The 13,757-nt window shown below is 71.1% G+C and carries 14 protein-coding genes; 7 read left to right on the forward strand and 7 right to left on the reverse strand.

What is annotated here, in order from left to right; genetic code table 11:
* Positions 1-968: 968 nt before the first annotated feature.
* The gene (locus AB0B28_RS00580) at positions 969-2,162 is read right to left on the reverse strand and encodes an FAD-dependent monooxygenase (protein WP_360114104.1); all 1,194 of its coding nucleotides are present in this window, start codon (positions 2,160-2,162) and stop codon (positions 969-971) included.
* Positions 2,163-2,307: 145 nt separating this feature from the next.
* Between AB0B28_RS00580 and AB0B28_RS00585 the strand changes: the two genes are divergently transcribed.
* Positions 2,308-3,249: a helix-turn-helix transcriptional regulator gene (locus AB0B28_RS00585; RefSeq protein WP_360114107.1), complete on the forward strand. Its 942-nt coding sequence runs from the start codon at positions 2,308-2,310 to the stop codon at positions 3,247-3,249.
* 78 nt (positions 3,250-3,327) lie between these two features.
* Here AB0B28_RS00585 and AB0B28_RS00590 read toward each other — a convergent pair whose 3' ends face one another.
* Both AB0B28_RS00590 and AB0B28_RS00595 read right to left on the reverse strand, forming a co-directional pair.
* Positions 3,328-4,728, reverse strand: a complete 1,401-nt coding sequence (locus AB0B28_RS00590) for a HAMP domain-containing sensor histidine kinase (RefSeq protein ID WP_360114110.1) — start codon at positions 4,726-4,728, stop codon at positions 3,328-3,330.
* Between the two features lie 3 nt (positions 4,729-4,731).
* The gene (locus tag AB0B28_RS00595; RefSeq protein WP_360114113.1) at positions 4,732-5,493 is read right to left on the reverse strand and encodes a response regulator transcription factor; all 762 of its coding nucleotides are present in this window, start codon (positions 5,491-5,493) and stop codon (positions 4,732-4,734) included.
* A 231-nt stretch (positions 5,494-5,724) separates the two neighbouring features.
* On the opposite strand from AB0B28_RS00595, the gene AB0B28_RS00600 reads away from it, so the two are divergent.
* On the forward strand, positions 5,725-6,567 hold the full coding sequence (locus tag AB0B28_RS00600) for an SDR family oxidoreductase (protein ID WP_360114116.1): 843 nt from the start codon (positions 5,725-5,727) through the stop codon (positions 6,565-6,567).
* On the opposite strand, the gene AB0B28_RS00605 is transcribed toward AB0B28_RS00600, so the two are convergent.
* The 3 genes from AB0B28_RS00605 to AB0B28_RS00615 form a co-directional block, all read right to left on the reverse strand.
* Entirely contained in the window at positions 6,564-6,983 is a 420-nt protein-coding gene (locus tag AB0B28_RS00605) for a hypothetical protein (RefSeq protein ID WP_360114119.1), read from the reverse strand. The two genes, AB0B28_RS00600 and AB0B28_RS00605, sit on opposite strands and share 4 nt — an antisense overlap.
* Positions 6,984-7,369: 386 nt before the next feature.
* Positions 7,370-8,380 carry an S-adenosylmethionine:tRNA ribosyltransferase-isomerase gene (locus AB0B28_RS00610; RefSeq protein ID WP_360114122.1) on the reverse strand — a complete coding sequence of 337 codons (1,011 nt, stop codon included), beginning with the start codon at positions 8,378-8,380 and terminating at the stop codon, positions 7,370-7,372.
* Positions 8,377-9,096, reverse strand: coding sequence for an SDR family NAD(P)-dependent oxidoreductase (locus AB0B28_RS00615; RefSeq protein WP_360114125.1), 720 nt, complete (start codon positions 9,094-9,096; stop codon positions 8,377-8,379). Before AB0B28_RS00615 ends, AB0B28_RS00610 begins: the two co-directional genes overlap by 4 nt.
* Before the next feature lie 124 nt (positions 9,097-9,220).
* Between AB0B28_RS00615 and AB0B28_RS00620 the strand changes: the two genes are divergently transcribed.
* The 5 genes from AB0B28_RS00620 to AB0B28_RS00640 all read left to right on the forward strand — a co-directional run bounded on the left by AB0B28_RS00620 (position 9,221) and on the right by AB0B28_RS00640 (position 12,871).
* Positions 9,221-10,366, forward strand: coding sequence for a GAF domain-containing sensor histidine kinase (locus tag AB0B28_RS00620; protein WP_360114128.1), 1,146 nt, complete (start codon positions 9,221-9,223; stop codon positions 10,364-10,366).
* Entirely contained in the window at positions 10,359-10,979 is a 621-nt protein-coding gene (locus tag AB0B28_RS00625) for a response regulator transcription factor (RefSeq protein ID WP_360114131.1), read from the forward strand. Before AB0B28_RS00620 ends, AB0B28_RS00625 begins: the two co-directional genes overlap by 8 nt.
* Positions 10,980-11,030: 51 nt before the next feature.
* Positions 11,031-12,029, forward strand: coding sequence for a hypothetical protein (locus tag AB0B28_RS00630; RefSeq protein ID WP_360114133.1), 999 nt, complete (start codon positions 11,031-11,033; stop codon positions 12,027-12,029).
* A 72-nt stretch (positions 12,030-12,101) separates the two neighbouring features.
* Entirely contained in the window at positions 12,102-12,566 is a 465-nt protein-coding gene (locus AB0B28_RS00635) for a hypothetical protein (RefSeq protein ID WP_360114136.1), read from the forward strand.
* Positions 12,563-12,871, forward strand: coding sequence for a transcriptional regulator (locus AB0B28_RS00640; protein ID WP_360114139.1), 309 nt, complete (start codon positions 12,563-12,565; stop codon positions 12,869-12,871). The genes AB0B28_RS00635 and AB0B28_RS00640 overlap by 4 nt, the downstream gene beginning before the upstream one ends.
* 37 nt (positions 12,872-12,908) lie before the next feature.
* Here AB0B28_RS00640 and AB0B28_RS00645 read toward each other — a convergent pair whose 3' ends face one another.
* Positions 12,909-13,745 carry an aldo/keto reductase gene (locus tag AB0B28_RS00645; protein WP_360114142.1) on the reverse strand — a complete coding sequence of 279 codons (837 nt, stop codon included), beginning with the start codon at positions 13,743-13,745 and terminating at the stop codon, positions 12,909-12,911.
* Positions 13,746-13,757: the final 12 nt, after the last annotated feature.

A 13,757-nucleotide genomic window follows, 5' to 3' on the forward strand; every position in this document is an offset into this window, starting at 1 on the left:
CCTCTTCGGGAGAAGCGCGACGCGGTGGGAGATCTTCTGGTCCGGATCACCTTGGCCAGGAGGCAGTGTCCTGATCGAGGCACACCGTGGAGGCCACGCGATGCTCTGGTGTCGCGGAGGCGACGGCACATCCAAGGTCCGGCAATGGCCGGGCGGGGTAGGCCTATAGAGCGCAGTCTCCACACCAGCAATCGAACACGCTGGCGCACAACGCATGAAGTTTGCGGCGCAGGGTCGGGTCCGACGAGGAGTGCTCCCTGGTTGGGCATGCAGGACCAGTCCACTGCAACGCGACTTCATGAGCGACACACACGCCTTGGTGTGGGGTGTCCAGAACACTGGCAGGGACACCACCCGATGTGGCGTGCCTCCAGAAGGCAGGAAGCCCGGCGGCGAGAGTCAGCGGGCCGAGAGACGCAAGGCGAAGGATCGGAAGCCACCGGCCGAGGGGCCGGGGGCGGAGCGCGAGCGAGCGGAAGGAGGCGAACGGGCGATGACGACTACCAGCATGACCATGATGCCGACCGTGACTGCGGCTCAGGCTGCGACCTCGACCGTGTCCGGCGCGAACCTCCACCGATCGACCCACACGAGCCAACCGGCCGCCGCACACCGCCCGACCGAGACGGCCAGTGCCACTCCGGCAACAGAGACCGCTGCGGCAACACTCGGCCAACCGGCCACCACCGCTGTCGCCGCCGCCCAAACCCCGAGCCACATCAGGCGAGCCTCGAAACGGCCCACACCAACCACTCACCTCGCCATCGCCGCCGCCCGAACCTCAAGCCACACCAACCGAGCCCCGAAAACGGCCCGCACCAACCACCCACCTCCTCATCGCCGCCGCCCGAACCCCAACCCAAACCGGCCCGGCCCCGAAAACGGCCCGCACCAAAGGCCCAGCTCTCCGTCGCTGACAGCCTGAACACCGAGCCGAAGCGACCCGGCCTCAACCAACCGCATTGGCCCTAGAAGCCGTAGTCGGGAAGATCAATCGCGGTCGCCGCCGCATGAACGGCATTGACCACCGGTGCCATCAGGCGGTCCTTTCCCGGCAGGCGCGAGGCCACCGCGAGGAATCCCGTGGCGAAGGCGATCTGGGCCCGCCCGCGCATGACCATGCTCTTGACGTTCCGCGGCCCCAGCGCCTGGTTCGTCTCGGCGAAAGGCCGCATGATCCGCTCATAAGCCGCCAAGCCCTCCTGCGGTTCAGCAGCCCGGGCGAGCTCCCCGGCGAGCACGTAAGCGCCCACGAGAGCGAGGCTCGTGCCCTGACCTGAAGTGGCCGAAGCGCAATGCGCGGCGTCGCCGACCAGCGCGACCCGCCCCTTCGACCACCGCGGCATCCGCACCTGGCTCAACGTGTCCAGATAGAAATCGGGACTCTCCTCAGCCGCCGCGAGCAGCCGCGGCACCTCCCAGGCCTCGCCCGCATACGCCTCCCGAAGCACCGCGAGCCGAGCGTCCCGCTCGCGAGGAACCTCCAGTTCGGCTGCGGCCCAAAGGAACAGCGCGGTCGCGTGCTCGCTTCCGGCAGTGTGGTAGACCAGCGCCGTGCGACCGGGCCCGACATAGGTCATCTCGCAGCGGTCGAGCCCCAACTCGTTCGGGACCGAGTACGAGGCCACGCCGTACCCGAGGTCGCGCACGAACTCCGCCTCCGGCCCGAAGGCGAGCGCGCGTGTTCGCGAATGCAATCCGTCCGCACCGATCACGAACTCGAACCGCTCGGTACCCCCGCTCTCGAACCGAACCTCGACGCCCTCGCCGGTCTCGTCCAACGCCGCGATCGAGTCCCCGAACCGGTACTTCGCCTCGCTGCGCTCGTACAGGAGCGCCGCGAGCGCGCCGCGGTGCAGCTCGGCGTCGCCGTGGACCCGGCCGCCGAACGCGTCCGCGTCCAGTGCGGCGAACCGGCGGCCCTTCGCGTTCACGATGTACGCGTCGCGGATGTCGGTGCGCGCCTCCCGCACCGCATCGAGCAGCCCCATGCGCTCGACCACCTGGAGCGCCGCGCCCCGCACGTCGATCTTGTAGCCGCCGGGCCGCAGTTCAGCGGCCCGCTCGACCACGACCGGCGCGAACCCGCCCTGGTGGAGCCAATAGGCGAGGGCGGTCCCGGCGATGCCGGCTCCCGAGACGAGCACGCGTGGACGAGACATGGGAATCTCCGTTCAGAGGGGAAGCGGCCCAAGGTGAGCCGAGTCCACACTAGGCGCGCTGGCGGCCCGGTCGCCCGTGTCGGCGCTGGCAGGAAGCTGTTCGCGCCGTGCAGGTTCCTGCCAGCGCGGACTACACTCTCCGCTCGTGACGCTTCAAGGTTTCGGTCTCTCCGCGAGTGACGAGCAGGTCTGGCGGTGCTTCCTGCGCGCCCCCGGAACGACTGCGGACGCGGCCGGTCACGAACTCGGGCACGACGTCACCGCGAACGTGGAACGCCTTGCGGCCCAAGGCATTCTGCATGTCGACGCCGAGGGCCGCTGCCAGCCGGTGGACCCGGGTCTTGCCTTGGACCGCCTGATGTCAAGGCGGCTGGCCGAGGTCGGGGCCGAGCTGCGCGAGATCGCGGTGGCCGGGACGGTGCTGCCGGGCCTGCTCGCCGAGCAGCGCGGGCCCGCGCCGGTCGGGCTGGTGGAGCGGATCGACGGGGCCGAGGCCACGCAGCGGCGCGTCCTGGAGGTCAGTGCCGCGGCCCGCGAGGTGTTGGCGATGCACGGCCCCGAGGAGTTCAAGGACCGGCCCGAGCTCACCGAGCACACGCTGACCCGGCTGCGTTCGGACACGGTCTACCGCACGCTCGTGCACCGTTCGATCCTCGACTCGGCGCCGTACGCGGCCCGGGCCCGGCGGCTGCACGAGGCCGGGGACCGGCACCGGGTCTCCGGGGTCGAGTTGCGTGACATGCTCATCTACGACCGCGCGGTGGCCTTCGTGCGGATCGACCCGGCCGATTCGAGCGCGGGGGCGTTCATGATCAGCCAGCCGGGCATCGTGGCCGGTCTGGTCGACCACTTCGAACTCGCGTGGAGCACCGCCGCGGACCTGGTGTCCGGCCCTGACGGCCCGAGCGCCGTCGAACGCGAGGTGCTCGAACTGCTCACCCGCCACGGCAAGGACGAGGCAGCGGCGCGCGCGATGGGCGTCTCGGTGCGGACCTTCCGCCGCCACGTGGCCGACCTGATGGCGCGCCTGGGCGCGGCGAACCGGTTCCACCTGGGCTCGCTGGCGGTCAGGCGCGGCTGGGTCTAGGGCACCGTCGGCTCCTGTCCCGCGCCGTCGAGGGGCGGTGGGGGAGCGATCGGCTCCGGGCATGAAGGCTTCGCCGCCTCATTCGAGGTGCGCCACCGGCAGCCGCACTTCGATCACGGTGCCCTGCGTCTCGGCGTCGACGAGTTCGATCGTGCCGCCGTGCGCGGCCACGATCGAGGACACGATCGACAGCCCGAGCCCCGAGCCCCCGGTGGCGCGCGATCGCGACGGGTCGGCCCGGTAGAACCGATCGAAGATCCGCTGGCGGTGCTCGGCCGGGACGCCCGGCCCGTGGTCGGCCACCCGCAGGACGGCCCAGTCCCCTTCGGCGGCGACCGAGACGTCGATCGCGGTTCCGGTCGGGGTGTGCACCCTGGCATTCGTCAACAGGTTCACCAGCACTTGCCGCAGCTGGCCCTCGTTGGCCACCACGGTGACCGGTCCGCGGGTCTCCAGTGTCACCGGGTGGCCCGGGTCAGCCACTTCGGCGTCGTCGACCGCGTCGTGCGCGAGGCGGTTGAGCTCGACCAGCTCGCGGTCGCCGCCGACCTCCTCGTCGAGGCGCGAGAGCACCATGAGGTCGTCCACGAGCTTGGCGAGCCTGGCGTTCTCCGAGCCGATCCGGTCCATCGCGCGGTCGAGCTTCTCACCCTGCGCGGCGGCCCCGTTCTGGTAGAGCTGCACGTAGCCGCCGATCGCGGTGAGCGGGGTGCGCAACTCGTGCCCGGCGTCGGCCACGAACTGCCGCAGGCGCTCGTGCTGGCGGTCGCGCTGCGCGATCGCGTCGGTCAGGCGGGTGACCATCCCGTTGAGCGCCGAGGAGAGCCGCCCCATCTCGGTGCGCGGATCGGCCGCGGTGATGCGGTGGTCGAGGTTCCCGCTCGCGACGGTCTCGGCGTCGGCGACCATGTGGTCGACCACGCGCAGGCCGCGCCTGGTGATGAGCCACGCGGCCAGGATCCCGATCGAGGCCACCACGACCCCGGTGATGACCACGGTCCGCGTCAGCGTCGCGGTCGAGGCCTGCACCTCGGTCAGCGGGGTCGCCACCACGAACGTGCGGGTCTGGCCGTCGTCGAAGTGGAACTGCTTCGCGTACGCCCGGTAGGTCACCGAGTCGTCCGCCGAATCGACGGTGAGGTACTGCCCCGACTCGGGCGGGCTGGTGATGTCCGGCAGCGACTGCGGGCTCGACGCCGTGCCTGCGTGCTGGCTCGCCTCGATCGTGCCGTCCTCGGCGAACAGCAGCAGCGCGTACGGCGAGGCGAACTGCGGCTGCTGCTGGCCCGCCTGCTCGGCGAGCTGCACCTGCGAGTACCAGCGGTTGAGGTTGTCGGTGCGGGTGACGACCCGCAGCTCCTCGTCGACCTGGTCGGTGAGCTTGTCTGAGACGATCTGCACCGTGACGAACCCGATCACCGCGACCGCCAGGATGAGCAGACCCGCCATCGCCCAGGCGATCTTCTCGCGTATTGCCACGGCCTACTCCTGCGGGGGACGCAGCATGTAGCCGACGCCCCGCACGGTGTGGATGAGCCGCGGACCGAGCTTGTCGAGCTTGCGCCGCAGGTAGAACACGTAGGTCTCGGCCAGGCTCGACTCGGTCTCGAAGTCGTAGCCCCACACCTGCTTGAGCAGCTCGGACTTGGAGACCACCCGCCCGGCGTTCGAGGCAAGGTAGCGCAGCAGCCGGAACTCGGTGGGGGACAGGTCGATGGTCTTGCCCCCGCGCGCCACCTGGTGCGCGGCGAGGTCGAGCACGAGGTCGGCCACGGCCACCGTGTCGGCGCCCCGCGGGGCCGCCGCGTCGCGGTCGAGCGTGCGCCGCAGCACCGCCGAGACCCGCAGCGACAGCTCTTCGAGCCGGAACGGCTTCATCAGGTAGTCGTCGCCGCCCGAACCGTAGCCCTCGCGCAGGTCGTCAGGGGCCGTGCGGGCGGTCAGGAAGATGATCGGAGTCGTGTCACCTGCGGCCCGCATCCGGTCGGCCACGGCGAACCCGTCCAGGCCCGGCATGTTCACGTCGAGGATCACCAGGTCGGGACGCTCGGACTCCACCGCGGCCAGCGCCTCGGTGCCGTTTCGCGCCGCCGTCACCGCGTACCCCTGGAAGGAGAGGGCTTCGACCAGCAGGTCTGCCAGGCTCTCCTCGTCGTCGACGACGAGGAGACGCGCCGGGGACCCGTCGCCCCGGAGCGGCACCGCAGGCGGCACGGCCCCGGCTGGCCCGCTGGTCGAAGTCATCCACCGCTCCTCAGTACTCGTGCCGTCGCCGTTTGGTTGCCCGCGGTCGGCGATCGATTGCCCGGCCAGCCTATTTCACCGTTTGTGCCGCTGGAAGGGTCGACGATCATTTCCACGCGAGTTCCGGACCCGCTCCCAGCGAACGCTCAGGTTCGGTCGGCGCGTCTCCTCTTCCCACCGAAGTTACTCACTAGTAGTATCTGGGGTCACCGACCACATGGAGGCAGAGCAATGGAGCCAGCCGTCAACACCAGCGACCACCCCCTCAAAGGCCGGGCCGCGTTCGTCACCGGCGCCAGCCGCGGCATCGGCGCGGCCATCGCCACCGCCCTCGGCGGCGCGGGCATGAAGGTCGCCCTGTTCGCCAAGACCGGCGAGCCCCACCCCAAACTCTCCGGCACCCTCTACGACACCGCCAAAGCCGTCGAGGCCGCGGGCGGCCACGCGCTCCCCATCGTGGGCGACCTCCGCGACGCCGACGCGATCGGTGAGGCCGTCGACACCGCCGCGGCCGCGTTCGGCGGCCTCGACATCCTGGTCAACAACGCCTCCGCGCTCGACATCAGCGGCATCGGCGAGCTCAGCCTCAAGAAGTTCGACCTCATCGCAGGCGTCAACCTCCGCGGCACCTTCGCCGCGATCAGCGCCGCCCTCCCGTACCTGCGCGGCTCCGACCACGCCCACGTGCTCACCCTCAGCCCGCCGCTCAACACCGACCCGCGCTGGTTCTCCGGCGGCCCCTACACCGCCACCAAGTACGGCATGACGATCATGACCCTCGGCATCGCCCAGACCGAGCCCGGCGTGGCAGCGAACTGCCTGTGGCCCAAGACCACCATCGCCACCGCCGCCGTCGAGTTCGCCCTCGGCGGGCAGCCCATGCTCGACCGCAGCCGCAAACCCGAGATCGTCTCCGACGCGGCGCTGGCGCTCCTGTCGAAGGCCCCGGCCGACTACACCGGCAACGCGGTCCTGGTCGAGGACCTGCTCGAAGCCGAAGGGGTCACCGACCTGGCGAAGTACGCGGTCGTGGAGGGTCAGACGGACTTCCAGCCGGACATCTACGTCGACTAGATCTTGAAGTCCTCGTCGGTCATCCTCGCGAGCTTCGCGGCCTCGTCGGCGCGGCGTTCCCGCAGCTGCTTCGGGACGCCCGCCACGACGACGGCCGCGAGGCCCGCGAGCACGATCGCGATGACCAGGGGGACGACGCTCCACCCGGTGGACTGCGTGGTGAACTCCCCGAGCTCGGCGCACACCCCGAGCACGGTCTCGCCCTGCGAGTTCGTGGTCTCGCACAACGACGACGGGTTGACCCGCTCGCCCTCGTAGTACAGGACCCGCTCCTCGCCGGGGAGCGCCGTGATGAACAGGACGACGGCGAGGGCCAGCGTCAACGCCGCGGTCACGATCGCCACGCCGGGCGTGTCGGGAATCGCGAAACGCCGCTTCCTGTGCCGGTCCGCAGGCCTCTGGGCGTCGAAGGCCATCACGGACCCCTCTCGCTAGTCAAGGCGATCGGGACCGACCGCCGCCCCGATGCTACTGCGCCGCTGGCGGCGGGCCCGCGGTTCGGTCGGCCGCGGCGACCTCGTCACGACCGGTCCGACGCCGCGCAGCAGCGTCGGGCGGGTGAGCCGGGCCGCGACGCCACCGAGCGCGGTGGCGGACCGGCCGCGCCCCCGAACGTGCGCGCGGTGGTGGGCGGGCGAGCCGGATCGCGGCATCGACGAGCGCGGTGGCGGTCCGGTCGTTCGCGCTCGGCGGGCCCCCGCAGTCCGGTTGGCCGCGACGTCACCGCCCGAACGCGCGAGCGGCGGCCCCGAATCCCGGGGCCGCCGCTCGCGCGTCCTTCCTCACGCCTCACCCTCACTCCTTACGCGATGAGGTGCACGTCGCCGAACTCGTGCCACAGGTACCTGCCCTCGATCGCGGCTTCGTAGGACTCCCGCAGCAGGTCGGTGTCGCACAGCGCCTCCAGCATCGACAGGTGCGTCGAGCGCGGCTCGTGGAAGCCGGTGAGCAGGCCGTCGACGATCTCCGCCGGGGTCGCGGGGGAGATGATCCGGTCGGTGTGGCCCGAGGCCGCGCGGACCTCGCCGTCGAACACGGCGCTCTCCAGCGCCCGCACGGCCGTGGTCCCCACCGCGATCACGCGCCCGCCCGCCGCCTTGGTCGCGTTGACCGCCCTCGCGGTGTAGTCGCCGACCTCGAACCATTCCGGGTACGGGTCCTCGTCGCTCTCCAGCGACGCCACGCCCGTGTGCAGCGTGATCGGGGCCACGCCCACGCCCTCGGAGACCAACGCGGTGACGATCTCGGGCGTGAACGGCCGGGCCGCGCTCGGCATCTCGGCCGAGCCCGGGACCGTCGCGAACGCGGTCTGGTACGCCGAGATCGGCCAGTCCCGGTCCACATACGAGTACCGGATCGGCTTGCCGTGCCTGAGAAGGTAGTCCGGCACCGAAGGGATCTGCGGCCGGGTCACCCACAGCCGCTTGCCGAAGCGCCGCTCCAGCCGCAGGGTCACGCGCCCGGGCAGGTCCACGACCCGCCCGAGCGGCTCGCCCGCGAACGGCTTGCCCCTGTCGCGCAGCTCCACCAGCCACGACCCGTCGGGCCTGGTCGAGGAGAAGTGGACCCGCAGGCCCTGTCGGGTCGGCACCGAGGCCGGGAGGGTGGTCGAGTTGTTGACCACGAGGAGGTCCCCGGGGCGCACGAGCGCCGGGAAGTCGCCGAAGCGGTGGTGCGAGATCGCCCCGGTCGCCTTGTCGGTCACCAGGAGCCGTACGTCGGCGCGGGAGCCCCCGCGGGCCTCGGCGGGCCGGTCGGCCTCCAAGGCGGCGTCGAGCGCGAATGCGAACGGGGAGGTCAATGTGGTGCTCATTCGTGGGCCTCGATCTTCTCGAAATCGGCGGCGGCGTAGCGGCCGCTCGGGGGTGCGTCGTTCTCGTCGGCGCGCCAACGGAACCCGATGGCGCGGACGATGCGTTCGGCCGCCACGGCGGGCGGGTCGGCCTGCGCGGCGTCCTCCTCGCCGATCGCGTCGGTGAGCATCCCGGTGGCCATCTCGCCGGGGTCGATCGCCCACACCGCGACGTCGGGCTCCTCGGCGCCCAGCACGTTCGAGAGCTGGTCGAGCGCGGCCTTGGTCGCCCCGTAGACGCCCCAGGTCGGGTAAGGGCCGGTGGCCGCGTCGGAGGAGATGTTCACGATCGCGCCGCCCCTCTCGCGCAGATCGGGGAGCGCCAACTGCGCCAAGGCGATCGGGGCCCGCACGTTGACGTCGAACACGTCGGGCCAGGCCCGCAGGTCGTTGTCGGCCAGGAGCGGCAGCGGCACCTCCCCGAGCGAGGACGCGTTGTTGACCAGCAGGTCGATCGGCCCGGCGAGGGCGAGGAGCCGTTCGCGGTGCGCGGGGTCGGCCACGTTCCCGGCCAGGTGCTTCGCGCCGAGCCGGGCCGCGACGGCGGCCAGGCGCTCCTCGCCGCGGGCGGTGAGGACGAGGTTCCAGCCTTCGGCGGCGAGTCGCTCGGCGAGTGCTTCGCCAAGGCCCGCTGAGGCTCCGGTGACGACGGCGGTTCGGATTTCGTGAGTGCTCATGGGCCTCACGCTATGGCCGCGGCGACCCCCGCACATCGGGCTGAGGTCGCGGTTCGTCCCGGTCCGCTGGTCCTAGGACCAGCGACCGAGGCCCGCGCCCGATGGAACCGACTAGATTGGCAGCGTGACCGCCACCCATTCTGACCCCGCCTCGCTGCTGCACGAGGTGTCGGCCGCCGTCGGCGCGATCACCCGGCACCTGAGCGTCCACCAGGTCCTCGAAGTGATCGTGTCCTCGGCCCGCCGCCTGGTCGGCGCCGACTACGCCGCGATCGGCATCCCCGACGACGAGGGCGGCTTCGCCGAGTTCATCACCGACGGCATTGGCGAGGAGCAGCGCCTCAAGATCGGCCCGCTGCCGCGCCAGCACGGCATGCTCGCCGCGATCCTGTCCGAGTCCGAGCCGATCCGCCTCGACGACCTGCGCCGCGACCCGCGCTTCCGCTGGTGGCCCAAGGCCCACCCCACGATGGCCGCGCTCCTGGGCGTCCCGATCCTCGACGGCGACCGCATCCTCGGCATCGTGGTCCTCACCAACGACCTCGGCAGACCCGGGTTCGACGAGTCCGACACCGACCTCATCGCGCTGCTCGCCTCGCACGCGGCCATCGCGATCACCAACGCGCGCCTCTACGAGCGCAGCCGCGAACTCACCGTGGTCGAGGAGCGCAACCGGCTCGCCCGCGAGCTCCACGACGCGGTCATGCAGCGGCTCTTCTCGCTGCGCCTCTCGGCCCGCGCGGCCCGCAAGCTCGTCGCGATCGACCCGGCCGCCGCCGCCGAGCGCCTCGAAGAGGTCGAGACCCTCGCGGCCGACGCCATCGCCGAACTGCGCGGCGTGATCGTCGAACTGCGGCCCGCCGACCTCGACGCGCACGGCCTGGTCGAGACCCTCCGCCGCCACGTGATCCTCCTCGACCGCCTCCACGACACCGAGGTGACCATCGAGATCGCCTCCCCGGTGGACCTCTCCCGCGACGGCGAAGTGGAGGTCCTGCGGCTCGTCCAGGAAGCCCTCGGGAACGCGTTCCGCCACGCCAGAGCCCGCCACGTGAGCGTCACCGTGTCCTCCGAGGCCATCGTGATCGCCGACGACGGCACCGGCTTCGACGCCGACGAGGCCGCCACGAGGGGCCTGGGCCTGCTCTCCATGCGCGAACGCGCCAAAGCCCTCGGCGGCGACCTCGACCTGGCCACGGCCCCCGGCGAGGGCACCCAGGTCACGCTCCGACTCGACCGCCCCGACACCGAAGAGGCCCAACGTGACTGACCCGATCCGCCTGCTGCTCGTCGACGACCACCCGGTGGTCCGCCGGGGCCTGCGCGGCTACCTCGAACTCGAACCCGACCTCACCGTCGCGGGCGAGGCGGGCGACGGCGAGGAAGCGCTCGAGCTGATCGCCGAACTGCGCCCCGACGTGGTCCTCCTCGACCTCAAGATGCCCGGCCTCGACGGCCAAGGGGTCCTCGACCGCCTCGGCGACGACGCGCCGCGCGTCCTGGTCCTCACCTCGGCCACCGACGCCGACCGCGTCCCGACCGCCATCGCCGCCGGAGCGGCCGGGTTCGTGTACAAGGACATCGACCCCGACGCGCTCGCCGGAGCCATCCGCACCGTCCACTCAGGGCAGATGCTCCTCGCCCCGGTCGCGATGCGGGGCCTCCTCAGCGGCGGTGCGGCCCCTTCGGCCCCCTCCCTCACGCCCCGCGAGAGCCAAGTCCTCGGCCTCATCGCGAAAGGGCAGACCAACCGCCAGATCGCCCGCGCCCTCGGCGTCTCGGAGAAGACCGTCAAGACCCACGTCACGAACCTCCTGCGCCGCATCGACGCCGCCGACCGGACCCAGGCGGCCCTGTGGGCCGTCCGCCACGGCATCGGCTGAACCCGACCGTCCCTTGTATTCGTCGCTGCCGCGGTCCGATATCGTCACGCGGTGCCCCTAAAACTCAAGAACCCCATCCGCGCCGCCCTGCCCCTCGCGTTCCTCGCCCTGACCGCCTCGGCCTGCGCCTACATCCCCTTCACTGAGAAGACCGGCGCCTACGAGCTCTTCACCGGCCACAGCACCGACCTGTGGTGCGCCAATGGCGACGACTCCTGGGTGATGGAAGACCGCGCCGACCTCGCCGGGCCCCACTTCGGCCTCTCGGTCCTGTGCCGCTTCGAACTGCGCGAAGTCCCCGAGGACATCGCCGCCTCCGCCGAGAACCTGGCCGACCTCCCGGTGATCGCGGCCGGTGTCGAACTGATCGTCACCCAGATGGCGATCACGCCCGCCATCGAAGCCGAGTACGCCCCCGGCCACGTCACCACCTGGATCACCGTGGGCGAGGAGAAGCTCGAACTCGACTCCCTGCCCGGAGGCGGCGACTACCTCGCGGTCACCGCGCCCCAGGCCGATGACGCGGTGCTCTGGGTCGAGGACCAGGGCCGCGCCCAAGGCCTCGACCTGCGCACCGGCGAGCGGATCGAACCGCTCGCGCCCATGTACGACGACATCGCGACCTACTCCGAGCCCCTGCCCGGCTACGTCATCGACAAGTTCGACATCGCCAGCGCGACCTCCAAGACCTGGCTGCGCTGCCACTACGAATGGGCCATCGCCGAACTGAGCACCTGGAACCCCGACCTCGGCTGGGCCCCCGACGGCAGCGTCCACATGACGGTGACCACCTACTGGTGCGGGACCATCGAGGAGTTCACCTGGAACCTCAACCAGGAGAAGGCCCTCACCGTCGACGGCACCGCCCCCGTGCACTGGTCCGACACCCTCGAAGACGGCTGGAACCGCATCGAAGCGGTCTTCACCGTCCCCGACGACGCCGACGAGATCCTCATCGAGTTCACCCCCTTCGGCAACATCACCGCGAACGGCGAACGCTACGAATACCGCGACGACCCCGAGGTCTACGAATGGCTCGCGACCTTCTGAGGCCGAAGAAACTTTCCATCTCGGAAAGTCTTGACTTGACAAGATGGAAAGTCGCTCGCTAGACTTTCCGTCATGGAAACTCACATGAACCCCGAAGAGGCCCGCGCCGCGCTCGCCGCCGTCGAGCAGTCCCGTTCCGAAGTGGCCGACCGGCTCGTCACCCCCTGGTGGTACCACCCGATCCTCGGGATCCTGGTAGGCGGCCTCAGCGCCGTCGCCGGAAGCGGGGCCGGCCTCGCGATCGTGTGGGGCGCGGTGGCGTTGTTCGGGATCGGGATCTACCTCCTGGCCACCGCCTACCGGCGCCTCACCGGCGTGTGGGTCGGCGGCTACGAAGGCGGCCCCCGCTCCCGCCGGAGCGTCATGGTCGCCACCGTGGTCGGCGTGGCCATCGTCGGCACCGGCGCGGTCGTGGGGCTCGGTCTCGACCTCTGGTGGCCCTCCACTGTGGCTGGCGTTGTGGTCGCCGTGCTCACCGTCGTCTGGGGCCGCCGCTTCGACGCGCTCCTGCGGGCCGATCTGCGCGAGTCGGCATGAGCGCCTTCGAAGGCGCGGCCTTCGACGAACTCATCCACGCGCCCAACCGGCTGCGGATCTGCTCGATGCTCGCCGCCGCGTCCGAAGTCGAGTTCGCGTCCCTGCGCGACGCCCTCGGCGTCAGCGACTCGGTGCTCAGCAAGCAGATCAAAGCGCTCGAAGACGCCGGCTACCTCACCGTCAGGAAATCCCCGCTGGACGGCCGCACCCGCACCTGGGCCGCCCTCACCGACACCGGCCGCAAGGCCTTCGAAGGCCACGTGACCGAACTGCGCCGCCTCGCCGCGGGCGTGACCCTCGACTGAAAAGGGGCGGACGAAAGTCGTCCGCCCCTTTTCCTTGTCAGCGTTCGGTGCCGCCTGGGTCGATGCCCTGGCGCTTCCCGGTCTCCAGGCCGTCGATCGCGGTCATCTCCGCGTCGGTGAGGGCGAAGTCGAGGATGTCGAAGTTCTCGGCGATGCGGCTGGCCTTGGCGGACTTGGGGATCACGATGCAGCCGTTCTGGAGGTGCCAGCGGATCACGACCTGGCCGGGGCTCTTGCCGTGGGCCTGGGCCGCCGCCGTCACCGCTCGTTCGTCGAGGACCGAGCCGGTGCGCTGGCCCAGCGGGCCCCAGGACTCGGTCGCGATGGCGCGCTCGGACTGCCAGGCGCGCAGGCCGGCCTGGTTGAAGTACGGGTGGAGCTCGACCTGGTTCACCGTGGGCCACTCGCCGGTGCCCTCGTGGACGCGCTCGAGGTGCTCGGGCAGGAAGTTCGAGACGCCCGCGGAGCGGATGAGCCCTTCTTCCTTGGCCTTGAGCAGGGCCGCGAACGTCTCGACGTACAGGTCCTGCTTCGGTGAGGGCCAATGGATCAGATACAGGTCGAGGTAGTCGGTACCGAGGCGCTCCAGAGACGTTTCGAGCGCGGCCCGCGCCGCGTCCGCGCCGTGGTGGTCGTTCCACAGCTTCGTGGTCAGGAAGACCTCCTCGCGCGGGACGCCCGAGGCGGCGACCGCGCGGCCCACCCCGACCTCGTTCCCGTACATCTCGGCGGTGTCGAGCAGCCGGTACCCGGTGGCGAGCGCGGCCTCGACCGCCTCCTGGGCCTCGTCGTCGCCCACCTTGTAGGTCCCGTAGCCGATGCGGGGCATGCTCACGCCGTCGTGGAGACGGACCGGTGCGCTGAGATCAGTCATGCCGCGATGGTA

Origin of the sequence: Glycomyces sp. NPDC046736, from assembly GCF_040645615.1 — a bacterium.
In the GTDB taxonomy this organism is placed as follows: domain Bacteria; phylum Actinomycetota; class Actinomycetes; order Mycobacteriales; family Micromonosporaceae; genus Glycomyces.